Raw genomic sequence first — 19,676 nt, 5'->3', positions numbered from 1 at the left:
GGGCGTGGAACACACCTCAGCCTACGTCGGCGTCCCTGCGAAGAGAATGGGACTCGATGCCGCATTCGCTGGGACGCGGTCCCGTCATGGCCCGTCGGCACCCAACCCGCGCAGCACCTCGCCGACGCGGATGAGACCCGCCTCCGTCTCGGCGAAGCTCGTCGACAGCGGTGAGAGCCCGATCCGCAGGCCGTGCGGGTCGCGGTAGTCGGGGATGACGTCCTGCTCCCACAGCCGTGCCGTCGCCTCCCGCATGAGCGGATGGGCGAGGGTGACGTGCCCGCCGCGGCGCTCCGCGTGCCGGGGGGACGCGATCGTGACGCCGAGCGGCGCGAGGTCGCGATCGGCGACGGCGATTGCGAACTCGGTCAGGGCGATGGACTTCTCGCGGATCGCGTGGATTCCCACCTCGTCGATGAGGGCGAGCGTGTCCTGGATGCCGAGCATCCCGGTGATGGGCGGTGTGCCGGAGATGAAGCGGCGCATCCCGTCCGCCGGCACGTAGTGCGGGCCCATGGCGAAGACGTCGGCGGAGCCCATCCATCCCTGGATCGGCTGGGTGAGGGATGCCTGGTGCCGGTGCGCGACGTAGGCGAACGCGGGGGAGCCCGGCCCTCCGTTGAGGTACTTGTACGTGCAGCCGACGGCGAGGTCGAACCCCCAGGCGTCCGCCTCGACCGGCACCGACCCGGCGGAGTGGCAGAGATCCCACAGGATGAGCGCGCCTGCGTCGTGGGCGATCGCGGTGAGGGACGCCGCATCCGCCAGATATCCCGACCGGTACGCGACGTGGCTCAGGACGACCACCGCCGTCTGCGGTCCCACGGCGTCGCGCAGCGCGTCCTCGGTCACGCCCGACGCCCGGTCGACCTCGATCCAGCGCACCCGCCCGCCGCGCTCGGCGGCGATCCCCTCGATGAGGTAGCGGTCGGTCGGGAAGTTGTCGCGGTCGACGACGATCTCCACGCGCGCGGCGTCGTCCGCGCGCCGGGCGTCGAAGGCGGCTCGCACCAGCTTGTAGAGGAGCACGGTCGTCGAGTCGCCGATGACCGTCTGGCCCGCGCGCGCCCCGATCGCGACGCGGCCGACCGTGTCGCCGATCTCGAAGGGCAGCTGCATCCACGATTCGTCCCACCCGCGGATGAGCCGCCCGGCCCACTCCTCGCGGACGAAGCGCTCGAGTCGTTCCGCGGTCGCCCGCAGCGGCCGGCCGAGCGAGTTGCCGTCGAAGTAGACGAGGGGGGACTCTGCGCCGATGAACGCGTCGCGGCGGCCGCGCAGCGGGTCTGCGTCGTCGAGAACCCTGGCCTCGAGGGCCATCGTGGGATCAAGGTCCGTCATCGCGGCTCCTCGGGTGTCGGTGGGATCAGTGCTGGTCGGGCGGAAGCTCTTCGCGCGGCACGACCCGTGCCGTCGCGAGCCACTCCGGGATGTCCTCGGCGCTGTCCGGCGGCGGACCGGGGACGAACGTGGCGACCCCGTGCGGGGGCTCCTGCGCCGGCCACGGATCGGTCAGAGTGCCGATGAGCTCGGGACCGCGGATGCCCGCATCATGGAGGGCGCGAAGCTCGCCGGCGCTCACTCCGGGCGCCCGGTCGCCGTTGCCGAGGTCGGTGCCGTAGAGGACGGTGCCGCCGGCATCCGCGAACGCCGCGAGATTGGCTGCGGCGCGCGCGCGATCGTCGCCCTCATGGATGTCGAGCGTCGAGATCCAGCGCTGACGCGTGGACACCGCGCGGACGATGAGGTCGTGGTCCACCGGCTCGGAGAAGGGCGCGTGCGCGAGCGCATCGACGCCGTGCTCGATCGCGAGCCGCGCCATGCCCTGTCCCTCGACATGGGCGACGACCGGCAGGCCCCGCTCGTGCGCCCGCGCGATGATCGCCGTCAGGACTTCGGCATCCAGGACGGGCCCCGCGGCCGCATTGAGCGACACCTTGACGACGGATGCGCCGAACTCCGCCTGCTCGTCGACGAGCGTGGCCGCGCCGCCGGGGGCGCCGGCGGCCTGCGAGGCGGAACGCACGTCGCGCCAGATGCCGTCGGGCGCCCAGGGCCGCCCGGACGGATAGCCGCCGGGTGCCGTGAGGAACGCGCCGGCGTATGCCACGCGGGGAATGGACGACAGGCGGTGGGCGAGTGCCACGGGGTTGCCGCCGAGGTCGACGACCGCCGCGATGCCGTGCGGGGCCAGCGCGCTCTCATCGATCAAGTGCAGGTGGACGTGGTGGTCCGCCAGCGGAGGCAGTGCCGTTCCGTGCGTACCGTCGATCGCGAGATGCGCCGGGTACGCGCGGGGTCCGAGCAGCTCCTGCAGGGCGTCGAGGTCGGTCATGCTCCGATCTCCGTCCGGACCGCGTACAGCTCCGGGAAGAAGGTGAGGCTCAGGGCACGCTGCAGGAAGGGAACGCCGCTCGATCCGCCCGTGCCCCGTTTGAAGCCGATGATCCGCTCGACGGTCTTCAGGTGGCGGAAGCGCCACAGCTGGAAGTTGTCCTCCAGGTCGACGAGCTCCTCGCACGTCTCGTACGCGGCCCAGTTCTCCGTCGGATCGGCGTAGATCCGGGCGAAGAGGTCGACGAGAGCGGGCTGGAGCACCCATGCCTGCGTGACGTCGCGGTCCAGCACCTCGGCGGGCACGTCGTAGCCGGCGCGGGCGAGCAGCCGCAGGAACTCGTCGTAGAGGCTCGGAGCCTCGAGCGCGGACTGGATGATCGCGAGGCTGGCCGGATCGTTCGCGAAGACCCGCAGCATCCCCGCGTTCTTGTTGCCGAGACGGAACTCGACCGCGCGGTACTGGGCGGACTGGAATCCGCTCGCGTTGCCCAGCACGCCGCGGAACTGCGCGTACTCGGTCGGGGTCAGCGTCGCGAGCACGGACCACTGCTCGGTCAGCGTCTTCTGGATGTGCTTGACCCGCGCGATGCACTTCAGGGCCGGGGCGAGTTCGTCGGCGCGCAGGTGGGCGCTCGCGGCCTCGAGCTCGTGCAGCACGAGCTTCAGCCACAGCTCCGTGGTCTGGTGCTGGATGATGAACAGCAGCTCGTCCGGGTGCTCGGGATCGCTGAGCGGATGCTGCGCGGACAGCAGCGTCGACAGCTCGAGATACCCGCCGTAGCTCATCCGGTCGGAGAAGTCGGTGACGACCGCCTGCTCGATCGTCCTGGTGTTGCGCTCGACTCCGTCGTCCACGGCCTCAGCCTAGTGAGGCCCCCGCGCCCTTCGTCAGAGGCGTGTCGGTCCTCAGAGGAGCGCGAGTTCGCGCAGCTTCGACTCCACGTCGGCGTTCGACGGCTCGACGTGGTGCGTCGAGTCCGGGTAGACGACCACGGGGATGTTCGTGCGGCCGGAGATGTCGCGGGCGACATCCGCAGCGGCGGGGTCGGCCACCAGGTCCACGTAGCGGTACTCCACACCGAGCTCGTCGAGCTGCTTCTTCGTGCGGATGCAGTCGCGGCACCAGTCGGCGCCGTACATGGTGATGGTGGAGGAGGTCGTCATGCCTTCCACCCTACGGGGGCCCCGCTGGGCGGGCGCTGGGCGCCGTCAGGGCCCGGAAACGGGTCTTAAGTCCTCCCTCGGTAAAGCCTGTGGGGTCAGTGTGGGTCTTGACCCGGGCTTCGCTCCGCCGCAGCAGGCATGGAACCATGGTCCTAGTCCCCAGCACCAGCTTCGGGCTCCGCCGATCCGGAAGATCCCCGATGAACCTCACCATCATCGTGCCGACCTACAACGAGGCGCCGAACGTGGCAGAGCTGGTGCGCCGGATCTCTCGGACGGTGGATGCCGCGGACACCGAGATCCTCTTCGTCGACGACAGCACGGATGCGACTCCCGAGACGATTCGGGAGGTCGCCGCATCCGCATCCCTCCCGGTCCGGCTGATCCATCGCGAGCACGCGACGGGCGGACTCGGCGGAGCGGTCGTCGAGGGGCTGCGGGCGGCAGCATCGGATGTCTGCGTCGTCATGGACGGCGACCTGCAGCACCCACCGGAGGAGATCCCGCTGCTCGTGCACCGGTTCCGCCGCGGCGATGTGGACCTCGTGGTCGCCTCCCGATACGCGGGCGAGGGCACGGCGGACGGTCTGGCCGACCGCGGTCGGGTGCTCGTCTCGCGCGCATCCACCGCGGTGACGAAGGCGATGTTCCCCATCCGCCTGAAGGACGTCTCCGACCCGATGACCGGGTTCTTCCTGGTCGACCGCACCGCGATCGACCTCGACGGGCTGAAGCCGCGCGGCTTCAAGATCCTCCTCGAGATCCTCGCGCGGAAGCCCTTGCGCGTCGCCGAGGTCCCCTTCCGGTTCGCCGACCGCCATGCGGGGGAGTCGAAGGCCTCCTTCCAGCAGGGCCTCCACTTCCTCATGCAGCTGACGATGCTGCGCTTCGGCAAGATGTCGCTGTTCGCGTTCATCGGCATCCTGGGCGCCGTGGCGAACCTCGCGATCCTGTGGGTGCTCATCCACATGGGCGTCGGCTCGGTCTGGGCCGCGATCATCGCGGCCGAGGTCACGATCATCGGCAACTTCCTCCTGCAGGAGCGCTTCGTGTTCCAGGACATGCGGGAGGACGCCAGCGGCGTCTGGTCACGGTTCGCGAAGTCCTTCGGCTTCAACAACGTCGAGGCCGCGATCCGCATCCCGATCATGGCCGCCATGGTCGCCGGCTGGCATATCTCGGCCGTCATCGCCACCGCGATCACTCTCGTCGTCGCGTTCGTCGTCCGCTTCCTCTTCCACTCTCTCGTCGTGTACGCACCCCGCCGCGTCGGCGCACGGAGCGCAGCTCGCGAGCTGATGGACGAGATCGACTCGCAGGCGATGTCGCCCGGTGAGCTCTGAAGACGCATCCGCAGCGGTAGCACCGTCACAATGGGGGCATGCCCTCTGAGCTGAGAAGCGACGCCCGCGCGTCGGACGACGTGCTCGGCGATCTGGGCGCACTGCTGCTCGACGCCGGCACGTCGGTCACCGATGTGCGCTCCGCTCTCGAGCAGGTGCGGGATGCCGCATCCCCCGGCTCGCGAGCGACCTTCTCGGTGCTGCCCGAGCTCGTGATCGTGAACGAGCCCGACGTGCCGGGTGCCGTGACGATGTCGAACGCGGGATCCGAGGAGCTGTCGTTCCGGCAGGCGGCGCACGCGAGCCTGCTCACCCAGCGCCTCGAGAAGCGCACGCTCGCACTCGACGAGGTGCCCGCGCACATCACGCGGATCCGCGGTATCCGTCGACACCACCCGGCCCTGCAGTGGATCGCCGGCAGCGCACTCATCTCCGCGGGACTCGCGGTGCTCTTCCGTTGTCCGTGGTGGGCGATCGTGGTGGCGACACTCGTCGGTGCGCTCGTGGGACTCATCACGCGACTCATGACCCGTGTGCCGTCGGCGGCGGCGATCATCCCGTTCGTCGCGACCTTCGTCTCGACGATCGTCGTGGGACTGAGCGCCGGATGGCTGGGCCTCGGCCCCGTGCCGCTCTTCGCCGTCTGCGCGCCGATCGCGATCATCGTGCCCGGCGCGCTCATCACGAACGCGCTGCTCGAGCTCACCGCGGCCGACATCGTCACCGGGTCGGCCCGGCTCGTCTACGGCATCATCATCCTGGGCTTCATGACCGCCGGGATCATCGCGGGGGCAGCCCTCACCGGGCTGCGCGTGAATCCCGATTCCGCGGCACTCGTCGGCGAGGCCGCAAAGGTCACGTCCGCCGGCGTCGGGTGGGAGGCGCTGCCTCCGCTGTGGCTCGCGTGGGTCGGGGTCGTCTTCGTCGCGATCGGCATCGGGCTGGCCTTCGGCGCCGGGTTCCGGCTGACGCTCGTCAACATCGTCGTGATGATGTGCACGTATGCCGTGCTGGCGCTCGCGACGCCGCTCGTCGGCAGCATCGTCGCCACCGGCGTCGCCGCAGCGGCCCTGTTCGTCGCCGCACGTCTGCTCGAGCAGGTGACGCTCGCCGTGCCGGCGACGGTGTCGTTCCAGCCGGCGTTCCTCCTGCTCGTGCCGGGGACCGTCGGCCTCGTCGCGCTGGCGTCGTTCGACCCCGAGGCGCTCTCGGCCACGCCCATGACCTTCGTGAGTCTCTGCATCGGCACGAAGGTCGGCGCCCTCCTCGTCGACGTGACCCGGGCCGTGCGGCACCGCGTCTGATCCCTGCCCTTCGGCTCGGCTCGGCTCGGCGAGGACCCCGCCCGGCTGAGGCGAACGTCCTGCCGCATCCGGTGATCCGGCGGGAATCGGGCGCTCGGTGCGCAGGGCCCCGATTCCCGCCGGATTACCGTCCGGGCGAGGGATGCCGACAGGGCACCGGACGCCGAGTCCGGGCAGGCTATGCCGAGGAGCGGAGGCGCTCGGGCCGGAAGCCGTACCCGATCAGCCGTGCGGCGACGCGCCGCACGATCGGCAGGATCACCCGCAGCGCGGCCCGCTGGCCGCGGGTCGGCGGGTTGTCGACGATCTTCGCGAGACTGTGGGTCGAGATCGCCTGGTGCACGCGGCGCTGCATCGCCTGCATCGCGGCGGTCGGTGCCTGGCGCCGCTCCTGGACCGCCGCGCACGCGCGGTCGATCGCCTCGGCCCGGTCGAGGCTGCCCGGGGTGCGCAGCGCGGGGATGACGAGCCGCGCCGCGGCCACCGCATCCTGGATCGCGTAGTTGATGCCGACGCCGAACACGGGCGACATCGCGTGCGCGGCATCGCCGATGCACAGCGCACCGGGCCGCCACCACTGCTCGAGCCGGTCGACCTGCACCGAGAGCAGCTTGACCTCGTCGATGCTCTCGATGGCCAGCACCGACTCGGTCAGCCGCGGGGACAGGTCCGCGACGCGGGAGCGGAACGCCGCCACGCCGGCCGCCTTGACCTCCTCGAACCCGTGCTTCGGGATGAGCAGTCCGCATTGCAGGTAGTCGGGACGGGGGATCGTGACGAGCAGTCCGCCCTCGTTCGCCCACAGGAGGGTGTCCGGGAGCGGCACGGACGGCCGCGGGATGCGGAACCACAGCACGTCGATCGGCACGCCGTACTCTCGCGGGGTGAGGCCGAGGGCGCGACGGACGGTCGAGGCGCGCCCATCCGCCGCGATCGTGAGCTCGGCGGGGATGTCCTCGCCGTCCGCGGTGCGGACGCCGACGACGCGGCCCTTCTCCTCGAGGACGCCGATGGCCTCGACGCCCATGCGGAGATGGAACGAAGGATGCTGCGCCCCGGCCTCGGCGAGCAGATCGAGCAGATCCCACTGCGGCATGAGGGTGAGGAAGCTGTTCGGCTTCGGGAGGGAGGTCAGATCGATCGCGTGCAGGCGGATGCCGTTGATCACGGCGTCGAGCCTCGGCAGGGGGATGTGCGGGATGGCGTCGAACCCGGCGCGGAGCCCGAGGGCGTCGATGAGGTTCAGTGTGGACGGGTGCACGGTGTCGCCGCGGAAGTCGCGGAAGAAGTCATCGTGCTTCTCGAGCACCGTGACGTCGATCCCCTCGCGCGCGAGGAGGAGCCCGAGCATGATCCCGGCGGGGCCGCCGCCGGCGATGCACACCTGTGTCCCCGCCTGTCCCTGATCCATGGATGCGACGTTACGCCCGCCGATGTGGGAGGGTCGAGCTTCCCCGGTCGGCTGTCATTGCTAATAGGTCACATGTATGATCTAATGGCACCATCCCGGCGGCCGTCCTGGCCGCGAGTCGTCAAGGACGTCGACCAGAAAAGGACGAGCAATGGCTCCGCAGCAACGTCGCTTCACCCGTCTCTCCCGTTCCGCGGCGGTCATCGTGACCGCCACCGCGGCCCTCGTGCTGGCCGCGTGCAGCGGGGGCGGAGGCTCGTCCTCGACGAGCAGCCTCGGGTTCACCCCCGCCGAGCAGGTCAAGAACAGCGCGATCACGGTGTGGGTGGACGCCGCCCGAGAGCCCGCCGTGAAGGCTTTCGAGGCGAAGTACCCGGACATCAAGGTCAACGAGCAGACCTATGACGGCAACGCCGGTGGTTCCGATTCGTTCAAGACGAAGATCGCCCTCTTCGACCAGTCCGGGCAGGGCTGGCCCGACGTGGTCTGGTCGACGCAGACGAACGACGCATCCTGGGCGTCCAAGGGCGCCAACGGCGCGCAGCCGTTCGCCGCTCCGCTGAACAAGGGATGGTTCGACCAGAGCTTCCTCGACGGCTTCACCAAGGGGGCTCAGGACCCGGTGACGATCGACGGCACGATGTACGGGCTGCGCAACGACCTCGCCCAGGTGGTCTTCTGGTACGACCAGAAGCTGCTGGACCAGTTCGGGTACACCGCCCCGCAGACCTGGGAGGACTACCAGTCGCTGAGCGACAAGCTCGCCGCCGAGCATCCCGGTTACATCCTCGGCTCCGTCGGCGACTCGTTCGTGGGCACGTACGTCTACTACATGGGCGCGCAGGCGCCCATCTTCCAGGCCACGAAGACCACGTTCTCGAGCAACTTCGACGACCCGAAGTCGAAGAAGATGACCGATCTGATCGATCACATGCTGAAGAACGGCACCCTCGTGCAGGACAGCGTGTTCAGCGCCGACTTCGTCAAGAAGTACCAGAACAAGATCGTCGGAATGCCCGGTCCCATCTGGTACACCGGTGCCCTGTTCCAGAGCAAGGACAGCCTTAACGTGCCGGCCGGCCAGCTCGGCGCGGGCGTCCCGCTGCACTGGGCGGGCGACAAGATCGCCACCGGCAACGTCGGCGGCGGCGTCTGGTACGCGTCGAGTCACACGAAGAACCTGGATGCCGTGAAGACCTTCCTGCAGTTCGTCACGAGCGCCGACGAGTACCAGGTCGACCTGGCTCCCGGATACCCCGCGTACGCGGCGGCGGCGACCAAGTGGATCGCCAAGCAGGCGGCGGCCGGCTATTTCGTCGGCGACTTCCAGAAGAACGTGACGGATGCCGCCGGCCAGACCTGGAGCGGATGGGGATACCCGAGCTTCAGTTCGGAGACGGCGTATGCGAAGGTCGTCGTGCCCGGCCTCGCCGCCGGCAAGACCGTCGCGGATCTGACCGACGCGTGGAAGACCGAGATGGACAACGAAGCCCAGGTGCAGGGCTACAAGGTCAAGTGACCCCTCGCCGCAGCGGAAGGTGCGCATCATCACTGTCGAAACGATGACGGCTCCCGCCGCCGATTCCCAGCGGAGTCGGCGGCGGGAGACCGCCGCGCGGAAGAAGCCCGCCCGCGCCCAGGCCGCCCTGGGGGCCGTGTTCTCGAGCGGGTACGGCATCCTGCTGCTCCTGTTCGGTGTGCTGCCCGCGCTCTACGCGATCTATCTCGCCTTCACGAAGGACGGCGGATTCGCCGGCGTCGACAACTTCCTCAAGGTCTTCGGCGACTACCGCTTCTGGCCGGCGGTGCAGCATGTCGCGGCCTACGTCGTGATCTGGATCGTGGCCCAGACGGTCTTCGTCGTCCTCCTGGCGCTGATCGTGCACGCGGTCGGGACGCGGTGGCTCTCGTCATCCGTCCGCTTCGTCTACTACATCCCGGGTGCGCTCGCCGGCGCATCCAGCGTGATGCTGTGGCTCTTCCTGCTCGACCCGACGGTGAGCCCCGTCTCCGGCGTTCTGCATGCGTTCGGCTTGAACACCTTCGTCCAGACCGTCTCGCTGCAGAACCTTCCGGTCATCTTCACGATCATCTCCTTCTGGACGGGTGCCGGCGGCTGGATCGTGATCATGTTCGGTGCGCTCAACAACATCCCGGTCGAGGTGATGGAGGCCGCACGCATCGACGGCGCGGGCGCCGTCAAGACGGCGTGGCACATCCAACTGCCGCTGATGAAGAAGTGGATCTCCTACATGGGGATCATGACGCTCGCCGCCGGGACCCAGCTGTTCGTCGAGCCGCGTGTGCTGTCCCAGGCGTCGAAGGGCGTCGTCCCGCCGGACTACTCGCTGAACCAGCTCGCCTACCTGTACGCCTTCCAGCAGAACGACTTCAACGGCTCGGCCGCGATCTCGCTCATGCTCCTGCTCGTGGCGCTCGGACTCGCCACCTTCTTCGTCTTCCGGGGTGGTCTTTTTGAGCGTGATTGACACGGTGGATCGCGACATCGCGACCAACGAGCCGCGCAGCGTCGTCCGCGGTGGAGGCTTCGCGCCCGGCCGCTGGGTGGGGAGGGCGCTCGCGGTCGTGGTCGCGGCCTTCTTCGTGACGTTCTTCGTGCTGCCGCTCGTGTGGCTCCTGCTGACGCCCACGAAGACCCCCCGTCAGCTGCTCGTGGACAACCCGTTCAGCTTCGGCGGCCTCGGCACTCTGGCGCAGAACTGGACGAGCCTCGTCACCTTCCAGGACGGGATCATCTGGACGTGGATCGGCAATTCGGTGCTCTACACCGGCGGAGCGCTGGTGATCACCCTGGTCGTGAGCATCCCGGCCGGGTACGCGCTCGCCCTCACCGACTTCAAGCTGCGCCGCACGCTGCTGGCCGTGACGCTGGTCGTGATGCTGATCCCGAGCACCGCGCTGGTGCTGCCGATCTTCCTCGAGCTCAGCGCCGTCCACCTCGTCGGGACGCCGCTCGCCGTCATCCTGCCGTTCTCGTTCTTCCCGTTCGGGGTCTATCTCACCTACATCTACTTCTCCACCAGCGTGTCGCACGACCTGCTGAACGCGGCACGCATCGACGGCGCGGGAGAGTTCCGGGTGTTCTGGTCGGTCGCGATGCCCTTGGCCATGCCGGTCATCGCCCTGGTCGGCTTCTTCAACATCGTCGGCAACTGGAACAACTACTTCCTGCCGTTCGTGATGGTGCCAGGGCCCCGCGCGCCGATCCAGGTCGGGCTCGCGGAGCTGCTCTCCAACGTGCCCCTGTTCAACCCGACCTCGGCCGGATCCGTGACGATCGACATGCCGACGCTCGCGCTGGCCACCGTGGTCTCGGTGGCGCCGGTGCTGATCATCTTCCTGTTCTCGCAGCGGTTCCTCGTGAGCGGGATGACCGCGGGCGGCACGAAGGAATGAGCCCGCGGATGATCCGCACGGGGGCGCGCCGGGTCTGATCGGCGACGCCGCAGGTCACTCCGGGTGGCGCCGCGTCGGCAGCCTGCGACGCTGCCATGCATCGATGATGTGGGTCCGCATCGCCGCCGCGGCCGCGTCGGCGTCTCGATCGGCGATCGCCTGATACACCTTGCGATGCTCATCGAGCGTGAGCCGGAAGGCCTCTTCGGTCTGGTTCTGCACGAAGCGCTCGCTGGAGCGGGCCCGCTGGAAGAGGATCTGCGTGATGTTCCGGGCGAGCTGGTTGCCGGAGAGCTCCATCAGGAGGAAGTGGAAGTCGACATCGGCCTGGGCGTACGCATCCACATCGTCGATCGACTCCTCCATGTGGCGGAGGGCGGCCGCCACGCGAGCCAGCTCGTCGTCGGTGTGCCGGCCCGCGGTCTCTGCGGACATCGCCGCTTCCAGCGAGGCTCGCACGACGGCGAGCTCGTCCAGCACGCCGAGCGAGTCGTCGTTCTCGACCATCACCGACAGCACGACCGGGTCGAGCACATTCCACGAGGATGCGGGGAGCACCGTCGTGCCGCGTCCGGGCGAGACGTCGACGAGCCCCTTCTCTTCGACGCGCTTGACGGATTCGCGCAGCACGGTGCGGCTCACGCCCAGCTGCTGAGCGAGACGCTCCTCGGGTGGCAGGGTCTCGCCGGGGGCGATGTCGCCGTTGACGATGACCGAGACGATGTCGTGCACGACCGCGACCCCGAGACGGGCAGCGGGCCGGGCCGGCGCCGATCCGAAGACCCTCGACGCCGCATCCGAGTCCGGGCGATCGAGCGTCATGGCCCAAGTGTAGCGACGGACAGGATGCCGTCCACGCGTCGGGGTATGGAGCGGAAGTCGTCCCGGAGCTCGTCCGGGAGCACCGCCTCGGGCGCATCCTGCCAGGCGAACGGCCGCAAGAACCGGCGCATCGCGGTCACGCCGACCGAGGTGTGCAGGGTGTTCGTCGCGGGCCACGGCCCGCCGTGATGCTGACCCCACGACACCCGGACGCCGGTGGGGTAGCCGTTGAAGACGAGGCGACCGACGCGCGCCCCGAGGGAGGCGATGAGCCCGTCGAGCGCGGGAAGCTCGACGTCCTCGGCGTGGAGGGTGGCGGTCAGCGAGTCCGGGATGACATCGAGGGCCGCGATGATCTCGTCGGTCGTCCGATACCGGACGACGAGGATGAGCGGCCCGAAGGCCTCTTCGGTCGCGGAGGCGGTGAGGGCCGCGGCATCGATCTCGAGAACGGCCGGGGTCGCTGTGAACCCGGTCTCGCCCCGGCGGGTGCGCACGCGTCCGAGGGCGCCGCCCTCGCGGACCAGGGCATCTTCGAGGCGTCCGAAGGACGCGTGGATGCCCCGGTTCAGGAGGGTCTGCGGTGCGGCGAGCCGCGCGCGCCCCACCAGGTCGTCGACGAAGTCGTCGGCCTCGCGCGGGACGAAGGCGATGCCCGGCTTCGTGCACAGCTGACCCGCCGATCCCGTGACCGAGGCGAACAGCCCGGCCGCGATCTCGTCTCCGCGTGCGGCGATGGCGCCCGGCGAGACGACGAGCGGGTTGAGGCTGCTCAGCTCCCCGTAGAACGGGATCGGAGTCGGCCGTTCCGCGATGAGCTCCATGAGGATCCGCCCGGTCGCCAGTGATCCGGTGAATCCCACCGCGCGGATGTGCGGATCGGTCACGAGGGTGGCGCCCCCGGCCTGCCCGAAGACGATGCCGACGGTGTCGGCGGGCGCGCCGGCGAGTTCGAGGCCGCGCCGCAGGCACGTGAAGGCCAGGTGGGATGTCAGCGGATGGGATGAGTGCGCCTTCAGCACGACCGGGTTGCCGGCTGCGAGGGCCGATGCCGTGTCACCGCCCGGGACGGAGAAGGCGAACGGGAAGTTGCTGGAGCCGAAGACGGCGACCGGGCCGATCGGGATGAGCATCCGCCGGATGTCGGGACCCGGACCCATCGGCGTCGGTGCGGCGTGATCGACCGTCGCCTCGAGGAAGCCGCCCTCGTCGACGGCGTCGGCGAACAGGCGGAACTGGAACACCGTGCGCGTCAGCTCTCCGTCCAGGCGCGTCTCGGACAGCCCGGTCTCGCTCACCGCCGTCTGCACGAGCGCGTCGCGCTCGGACTCCAGCTCGTCGGCGATCGACCGGAGCATCTCGGCGCGCCAGGGTCGCGGCCGGCGACGGATGTCGGCGAATGCGGATGCCGCCGCTGCGGCGATGCGCGCCACCTCGGCGTCGTCGGTCGCGACGAGGGTCGTCTCGCTCGCGACTGCGGTGCGCGGGTCCACCGTCTGGATCATCACGGGCGGCTCGCTCCTTCCAGCAGACCGCGCACGGCCAGGTTGCGGAACAGGGCGCGGATGCCGAGGGTCCACGGCTCGATCTCCTCGGCCGGCCGGACCCGGTTCACCAGGGTTCCGAGACCCGCGGAGGCGATCTGCACGAGGTCGTCGGGGTGATGCGTGAAGCCGAGCCCCTCGGCGTCGCGATCCTGCACCGGGGCGAACATCGTGCCGAGGAAGAGGGCGAACCCGTCCGGGTAGCGATGCCGGGCACCGACGGTCTGGGCCACGAGGTCGGCGGGGTCGCGGCTGATGAGCGCGAGGGGGGAGGCGGCATCCATCCGGAATCCGTCCGTTCCCTCCACCCGCAGCGTGACGGTCTCCTCGCGCAGGCGGTCGAGGGTGAAGGCGTCGTCGAGGAGCCGCACGAACGGGCCGACCGCGGCGGACGCATTGTTGTCCTTCGCCTGCCCGAGCAGGAGGGCGCTGCGGCCCTCGATGTCACGCAGGTTGACGTCGTTGCCCAGGGCGGCTCCCACGATCGTCCCGCGGGACGAGACGACGAGGACGACCTCGGGCTCCGGGTTGTTCCACGCCGAATCCGAGCGGATGCCGACATCCACCGCGGTTCCCACGGTGGACAGCACCGGGGCCTTCGTGAAGACCTCGGCGTCGGGACCGATGCCGACCTCGAGGTACTGGCTCCACAGGCCGCGCTCCACCAGCAGCTCCTTCAGCCTCGCGGCCTCGGCCGATCCGGGCACGAGGGACTGGAGCTCGTCGCCGAGCGCGGTCAGCACCTCCGTGCGGATGCCGGCGGCGAGATCGAGGTCGCCGTGCGCACGCTCCTCGATGATGCGCTCGAGCATGGATACCGGGAACGTCACGCCCGCCGCCTTCACGACGTGCAGGTCGATCGGCGAGAGCAGCCAGGGTGTTCCGGGATCGCGCGTGTCGGGGATGCTGTTCTCCAGCAGATCACGGACATCGCCCAGAGCCGGGCCGTCGGCCGCACGCAGCGCGGCGACCGGGTCGTCGCTCTCGGTCAGATCGCTCATGGTCGGGAAGACACGGCTCACGTCGTGCACGGCCGACCCGCGCACGACGACCACGCAGGGGCCGCCGGCGTCGGGCGACCACGCCCGTCCGACGAGCGTCGCGCTCGCCGCGTCCTCGGGGAGAGCCTGCGCCGCAAGGGCACGCCACCGGTCGATCATCGGTTCACCGTCCTTCGAAGATTCCGTCTCGCCGCTCCGCGAACGCGGCACGGCCCTCTGCCGCGTCGCGCGTCGCGAACGAGATCGTCTGCATCTCGCGCTCGTACGCCATCGCGGCCGCCCGCGGCATGTCGGCCGCAGCGGCCAGGTTGGCCTTCGCGGTCGCGACCGCGATCGGCGGCCGCCTGGCGATCGTCTGCGCGAGTTCCATCGCACGGGGACGCAGCGCGTCGGGTTTGAGCACCTCGCTGACGAGGCCCCACGCGAGTGCCCGCTGTGCGTCGATCGCATCGCCGGTCATCAGCATGACCGAGGCGTTGCCCGGTCCGATGCTCCCGGCGAGCAGCGCCGACATGCCGCCGCCGCCGATCCACCCGAGCTTGACCTCGGGGGCGGCGAAGCTCGCGGTCGTCGCGGCCAGCCGGATGTCGCAGGTCAGGGCCGTCTCCAGGCCGCCCCCGAAGGCGTAGCCGTTCACGGCCGCGATGATCGGCTTGCGCACATCGCGCAGCGCGTCGCAGTAGTCGCGGCGATTGCGGAAGCTCCACGGCGTCGGGTAGGCGTCGAGGGTGCGGATGTCGCTTCCCGCGCAGAATGCGCGATCGCCGGCCCCCGTCAGCACGATGGCGCGCACGTCGGGATCGTCGTTCGCCCACTCCGCGAACCGCTCGAGGGACGCGGACATCTCCGGGGTCACCGCGTTGAGCTTCGCGGGGCGATTCAGTGTGACGACGGCGACCCCATCGTCCAGGACGACGGTGATCTCGTCGATGCCCGGGTCGAAGACGGTCCTCGTGCGGTTCATGCGGCGGTCCTCTCGGCGCGGCGCCGGGCGGCGCGAAGGGTCTGCTCGAGCCGGTCCAGAGTGCGGTCCGGGTCGGCATCCGTGTCCGGGACGAGAGCGTCGCGCAGCAGGGCGGACGCCGCCGACTGGAACGCGACGAAGCCGGGGAAGCGAGGACGGACCCACGCATCCTCGATCGTCGTCAGTATGTCGCGGTAGAAGCCGCCGGACCAAGCCTCGAGGGCGGGCGAGGTCCAGGCGGCCCGGGCGCTGGGCTGACCCTCGTGCCGCGGGATGAACTCGGTCTGCGCCTCGGCGGACATGAGCCACCGGAGGTGGTCGAGGAGTGCTGCGCTCGGCGCGGTGCGGCGGGTGATCGCGATGCCCGTGCCGCCGAGGGTCGAGCCGATCCGACCGCCGGCGTGCGGGGGAGCACCGAACGACACCGGGCGTTCGCCGGTGGCATACGTGACGTAGCCGTACACGAGCGGCACGTAGTGCACGTCGTCGGTGGTCGACAGCCGTTCCAGGAGCTCGATGGGGTTCAGCTGCGCGGTTCCAGGCGGGGCATGGGTCGCGAGCTCGCGGAGGATGTCGAACGCCTCACGGGCGACATCGTGCGGAAACAGGTCGTCGCCCGCGGGGAACGTGCCGAGTCCGGCGGCGATGGAGCACCACGTCAGGAACGCGTGCGGTCCGGCGAGGCTCGGCGCGACGGCTCCGGATGCCCGCGCGAGCTCGAGCGCCTCCGTCCACGTCGTCGGGGCAGCGGGCAGGAGGTCCGCGCGTCGCGCGGCGACCTGGGTCGCCGCATCCAGGGGAAGGGCCCATGTGCGGCCCGCCATCGAGTAGGACGCGAAGCTCGGCCCGACCGTCGCCGCGGCCCAGGCGGCGAGCTCCCCTGCAGGGAACAGCTCGTCCAGCGGGCGCAGGCAGTCGTGCTCGAGCGCGTCTCCGAGGTGGGGGTGATCGAGCACGATGAGGTCGTACTCCCTGGCCAGGCCCTCGATCGGTGTGGACTCGAAACCCTCCAAGGGATGCGCATCCCAGCTGAGGCGATCGGCGCTGCGCTGCGACAGCCGCTCGGCTGCGGCCCGCAGCGCGGTGCGGCCGCGCGGGTGGTCCCACGTGAGGCCTCGGTATGCGGTCACGACGCGGGCTCCACGGCATCCTCGGAGACGGAGGACTCCGCCACGATTCCCGCGTCCAGCAGCTGCGCGACCCGGTCCTCGGGGAGGCCGAGCTCTGTGAGCACGTCCCGGGTGTGCTCGCCGACCAGCGGTGCGCCGCGGTCGATGCGGGCGGGTGTCACGGAGAAGCGGTACGGGAAGCCGGGCACCGTGATGCGCCCCTCGGTCGGGTGGTCGTAGGTGACGAACGTGCCGTTGTGCGCGATCTGCGGGTCGTCCAGCAGGTCGGCATAGCCGTAGACGGGCCCTGCCCAGATGCCCGCGGGCAGCAGCAAGTCGAGCCAGTTCGCCGTCGTGTCCTCCCCGAGCCGGGCCGCGGTCCGCGCGTAGAGCTCGTCGCGGTGGGTCCATCCCTCGATCTCGGGGTCCATGCCGGCGAAGCTCGGCTCGCCGATCAGGCGTCCGAGCGTCTGCAGATCCGCGAAGCCGAGGGCGAGGTATCCGTCCGACGTCTCGAACACGCCGTACGGAGCGCGGATGTAGACGTGCGCGTTCGGCTCGGTGCCGCGCTCCTGGGGAACACCGCCGACGGTGAAGACCGACAGCTCCTGCATCTGCAGCGTCGTCAGAGCATCCAGCATGTTGACCGTGACGAGCTGCCCCTCGCCGGTGCGTTCGCGGTGCAGGAGCGCAGCCAGCACGGCCTCGAAGGCGGTGGAGGCCGTCACGGCATCCGCCAGATACTGCCCCGCCGGCATCGGCGGCCCGCCGGCGCGCCCCGCCGACAGCATCGCGCCGGACATCGCCTGCACGAGGAGGTCCTGTCCCGGCCGTGTCGCGTACGGACCCGTCTCGCCGTAGCCCGAGATCGACACGTAGACGATCGACGGGTTGAGCGCGCGCACCGACTCGTAGTCGAGCCCGAGCCGCCCGGCCACCCCCGGCCGGTAGTTCTGCAGGAAGACGTCCGCCGTGGCCAGCAGCTCGCGCATGACGTGGGCGCCGTCGGTGCTCTTGAGGTCGACTGCGAGCGAGCGCTTGTTGCGGTTGAGCGACAGGAACGACACGTTGATGCGGTTGCCCCGGGCCCCGCCGGCCGCGGCATGCCGCTGCCATTCGCCCGTCGTCGGCTCGACCTTGATGACGTCCGCGCCGAGGTCGCCGAGCCGCTGCGCCGCGAAGGGACCCGCCATCGCGATGCTGCAGTCGATCACCCGGTATCCGTCGAGCACTCCAGCCGTTCGTGGGGAGTCAGTCATGGACGTCGACCTCCCGGCCGTCTTCGGCGGATGAGCGCAGCAGCGCTTCGATCAGTTCGACCGAGCGCGCCGCGACATCCGCGGTGCTGTTGTTCTCCTCGCTGACGCCGGTGATGAGGTCGATGAAGCGAGCGGGTGGGATGAGGCATTCGTACTCGCCTTCGCCGGGCTCGATCGGGAGCTCCTCGCGCTCGCCGTCGTACCGGCTGAGCGTGACCCGCTCGCGCTCGACGTCGAGCATCAGCACGCCCTCGGTGCCGAACAGGCGGATGTCGACCTGGTACGTGTCTCCGTCGGCGAGGGTCGCGGCTCCGGACAGCGTTCCGAGGGCGCCCCCGTCGAAGCGGATCACGGCCGCGTCGAACAGGTCGACGGGCGATCCGGCGTTCATGGCGCGACCGGCGATGGCGGCCGCCCGCATCCCGGTGAGCCAGAACAGCAGCGCCGACGAGTGGGTGATCTGCCCGTGCGCATACCCGCCGCCGTGCTCCGGGGACGACCACGTGCTCGGCTGCGGAGCCGTCGCCGAGTCCCAGCGCTCGAGCATGTGCGCGGGGTCGCCGCCGAACAGCCCGCGCGTCGGGGAGGCCATGTGGCAGAGCGCGTACTGGATGCGACCGATACGGCCGGCGTCGAGCAGCCGCTTGGCGGCGACGGTGAAGGGCTTGTAGTTCCAGCCATAGGGGACGAGCAGGTGGACGCCGGCCGCATCGGCGCGGCGGACGAGATCCCAGGCCTGATCGGCGCGCAGCGTCATCGGCTTCTCGCAGAGCACATGCAGGCCGCGATCGAGGGCGGCCACGGCCGCCGGGTAATGGAGGTCGTGCGGCGTCGTGATGACCACCGCATCGAGATCCGCGGCCAGCAGCTCGTCGACGTCGTGGGTCGCGAATCCGAATCCGAATCGGTCCTGCACCGCGAAGACGTCGTCGCCGAGCCCGCAGACGCCCACGAGCTCGACGTCGTCGCGGGCGGCGTAGACGGGGAAGTGGTTGCTCGTGGCCCACCATCCGGCGCCCACGGCGCCCACGCGCACACGCGTCATGAGTCGCTCCGGCGCCAGGTGCGCAGACCGTCGCGGTCTCCCAGGGTCACCTGGCCGCCGCGCTGCATCCGTTCGAGGTTCCCCGACACGGGGAAGATCAGGTACTCGGCGGCGGCGGGACTCCACGGGCCGACATCCGGGGCGATGCGGTGGATGAGCTCGAGGGTGGTGTGGTCCGCGCCGTCGCCGAGCGCGTTCGCCAGCGCCTCGTCGAGAACGCGCACATAGCGCTCCGACAGATCGAGGAACTCGGCGACGGCGGCGCCCTCGTACACGGGGTAGTGCGCCGTGAGGAGCAGGTGCGGGTCGAGGCGGCGCAACGTGCGGATGGATGCGAGGTACGGGTCGGTGTCGCGGTACGTCGGCGGGAACGCGGGCATGCCCTCGGCCGTGGGCACGGTGTCTCCGAGCGTCGCATCGGCGATCAGCAGCGCCGACCGCTGCGCATCCCACAGCGACAGGTGGCCGTCGCTGTGCCCGGGGGTGTGCAGCACCTCGACGATGCGGTCGCCGAGGTCGAAGGTCTCCCCGCCCTGCAGAGGCCGCACCGCGTCCACCAGCTGCGCGACCTGGCGGATGTAGGCGGTCGTCTCGGGCGGATCGTCGAAGCCGTCGAGGCTGCGGAACTCACCGTACCTCTGGTCGATGAGCCGTTGGAGGTCGGTCGCCATCGGCACGTCCGCGGCTCCGGCGAACAGCTCGACGTGCGGAGCGGCGGCCTTCAGCGCGGCATTGCCGCCGGTGTGGTCGAAGTCGCAGTGCGAGTCGATCGCCCATCGCAACCGCTCCAGGTCGATGCCGTTCGCCCGCAGGTAGGGCAGCAGCGTCTCGGTGATGCTGGAGGCGATGCCGGTGTCCCAGAGCAGGATGCCGTCGGGGCCCTCCAGGAGATAGAGGGCGACGAATCGATCGCCGAGGGGCGCGGGGATGCGGTGGAGCCCGGGACGCAGCTGCAT

The 19,676-nt window shown here is 70.1% G+C and carries 18 protein-coding genes; 5 read left to right on the top strand and 13 right to left on the bottom strand.

Annotation, left to right across the window (positions count from 1 at the left end):
- Positions 1–84: 84 nt before the first annotated feature.
- The 4 genes from SM116_RS00570 to SM116_RS00555 are packed head-to-tail and all read right to left on the bottom strand — an operon-like array spanning position 85 to position 3,501.
- Entirely contained in the window at positions 85–1,341 is a 1,257-nt protein-coding gene (locus SM116_RS00570; protein WP_320942526.1) for a kynureninase, read from the bottom strand.
- A gap of 25 nt (positions 1,342–1,366) precedes the next feature.
- The gene (locus SM116_RS00565) at positions 1,367–2,335 is read right to left on the bottom strand and encodes a hypothetical protein (RefSeq protein ID WP_320942525.1); all 969 of its coding nucleotides are present in this window, start codon (positions 2,333–2,335) and stop codon (positions 1,367–1,369) included.
- Positions 2,332–3,192: a tryptophan 2,3-dioxygenase gene (gene kynA, locus SM116_RS00560; protein ID WP_320942524.1), complete on the bottom strand. Its 861-nt coding sequence runs from the start codon at positions 3,190–3,192 to the stop codon at positions 2,332–2,334. The genes SM116_RS00565 and kynA overlap by 4 nt, the downstream gene beginning before the upstream one ends.
- A 51-nt stretch (positions 3,193–3,243) precedes the next feature.
- Positions 3,244–3,501: a glutaredoxin family protein gene (locus tag SM116_RS00555; RefSeq protein WP_320942523.1), complete on the bottom strand. Its 258-nt coding sequence runs from the start codon at positions 3,499–3,501 to the stop codon at positions 3,244–3,246.
- A gap of 200 nt (positions 3,502–3,701) precedes the next feature.
- On the opposite strand from SM116_RS00555, the gene SM116_RS00550 reads away from it, so the two are divergent.
- A complete protein-coding gene (locus SM116_RS00550; protein WP_320942522.1) occupies positions 3,702–4,844 on the top strand; it encodes a glycosyltransferase family 2 protein in 1,143 nt (380 codons plus the stop codon).
- Between the two features lie 38 nt (positions 4,845–4,882).
- On the top strand, positions 4,883–6,148 hold the full coding sequence (locus SM116_RS00545; protein ID WP_320942521.1) for a threonine/serine exporter family protein: 1,266 nt from the start codon (positions 4,883–4,885) through the stop codon (positions 6,146–6,148).
- Positions 6,149–6,326: 178 nt separating this feature from the next.
- Here the strand turns inward: SM116_RS00545 and SM116_RS00540 are convergent, their stop codons facing one another.
- Complete coding sequence (locus SM116_RS00540) at positions 6,327–7,559, bottom strand: FAD-dependent oxidoreductase (RefSeq protein WP_320942520.1); 1,233 nt, start codon at positions 7,557–7,559, stop codon at positions 6,327–6,329.
- A 151-nt stretch (positions 7,560–7,710) separates the two neighbouring features.
- Here SM116_RS00540 and SM116_RS00535 point away from each other — a divergent pair, with 151 nt between their 5' ends.
- From SM116_RS00535 to SM116_RS00525, 3 genes are read left to right on the top strand one after another with little or no spacing between them, the layout of a single operon-like run.
- The gene (locus SM116_RS00535) at positions 7,711–9,078 is read left to right on the top strand and encodes an ABC transporter substrate-binding protein (RefSeq protein WP_320942519.1); all 1,368 of its coding nucleotides are present in this window, start codon (positions 7,711–7,713) and stop codon (positions 9,076–9,078) included.
- Positions 9,079–9,121: 43 nt separating this feature from the next.
- Positions 9,122–10,048 carry a carbohydrate ABC transporter permease gene (locus tag SM116_RS00530; RefSeq protein ID WP_320942518.1) on the top strand — a complete coding sequence of 309 codons (927 nt, stop codon included), beginning with the start codon at positions 9,122–9,124 and terminating at the stop codon, positions 10,046–10,048.
- Between the two features lie 4 nt (positions 10,049–10,052).
- Positions 10,053–10,976 (top strand): carbohydrate ABC transporter permease, encoded by a 924-nt coding sequence (locus SM116_RS00525; RefSeq protein ID WP_320942517.1) that lies wholly within the window; start codon positions 10,053–10,055, stop codon positions 10,974–10,976.
- Positions 10,977–11,030: 54 nt separating this feature from the next.
- On the opposite strand, the gene SM116_RS00520 is transcribed toward SM116_RS00525, so the two are convergent.
- The 8 genes from SM116_RS00520 to SM116_RS00485 are packed head-to-tail and all read right to left on the bottom strand — an operon-like array spanning position 11,031 to position 19,676.
- A complete protein-coding gene (locus SM116_RS00520) occupies positions 11,031–11,798 on the bottom strand; it encodes a FadR/GntR family transcriptional regulator (RefSeq protein WP_320942516.1) in 768 nt (255 codons plus the stop codon).
- A complete protein-coding gene (locus tag SM116_RS00515; protein ID WP_320944213.1) occupies positions 11,795–13,303 on the bottom strand; it encodes an aldehyde dehydrogenase (NADP(+)) in 1,509 nt (502 codons plus the stop codon). Before SM116_RS00515 ends, SM116_RS00520 begins: the two co-directional genes overlap by 4 nt.
- On the bottom strand, positions 13,303–14,502 hold the full coding sequence (locus tag SM116_RS00510) for a fumarylacetoacetate hydrolase family protein (RefSeq protein ID WP_320942515.1): 1,200 nt from the start codon (positions 14,500–14,502) through the stop codon (positions 13,303–13,305). The genes SM116_RS00515 and SM116_RS00510 overlap by 1 nt, the downstream gene beginning before the upstream one ends.
- A 4-nt stretch (positions 14,503–14,506) precedes the next feature.
- Complete coding sequence (locus tag SM116_RS00505) at positions 14,507–15,307, bottom strand: enoyl-CoA hydratase/isomerase family protein (RefSeq protein WP_320942514.1); 801 nt, start codon at positions 15,305–15,307, stop codon at positions 14,507–14,509.
- Positions 15,304–16,437: an extracellular solute-binding protein gene (locus SM116_RS00500; RefSeq protein WP_320942513.1), complete on the bottom strand. Its 1,134-nt coding sequence runs from the start codon at positions 16,435–16,437 to the stop codon at positions 15,304–15,306. The genes SM116_RS00505 and SM116_RS00500 overlap by 4 nt, the downstream gene beginning before the upstream one ends.
- Positions 16,434–17,675: a CaiB/BaiF CoA transferase family protein gene (locus SM116_RS00495; RefSeq protein WP_320942512.1), complete on the bottom strand. Its 1,242-nt coding sequence runs from the start codon at positions 17,673–17,675 to the stop codon at positions 16,434–16,436. Before SM116_RS00495 ends, SM116_RS00500 begins: the two co-directional genes overlap by 4 nt.
- The gene (locus tag SM116_RS00490) at positions 17,668–18,720 is read right to left on the bottom strand and encodes a Gfo/Idh/MocA family protein (protein ID WP_320942511.1); all 1,053 of its coding nucleotides are present in this window, start codon (positions 18,718–18,720) and stop codon (positions 17,668–17,670) included. Before SM116_RS00490 ends, SM116_RS00495 begins: the two co-directional genes overlap by 8 nt.
- The gene (locus tag SM116_RS00485; RefSeq protein ID WP_320942510.1) at positions 18,717–19,676 is read right to left on the bottom strand and encodes an MBL fold metallo-hydrolase; all 960 of its coding nucleotides are present in this window, start codon (positions 19,674–19,676) and stop codon (positions 18,717–18,719) included. The genes SM116_RS00490 and SM116_RS00485 overlap by 4 nt, the downstream gene beginning before the upstream one ends.

Source organism: Microbacterium rhizosphaerae, assembly GCF_034120055.1.
GTDB classification, from domain to species: domain Bacteria; phylum Actinomycetota; class Actinomycetes; order Actinomycetales; family Microbacteriaceae; genus Microbacterium; species Microbacterium rhizosphaerae.
Note: the sequence above shows the minus strand (reverse complement) of the source record. Positions and strands in the feature narration are given on the sequence as shown.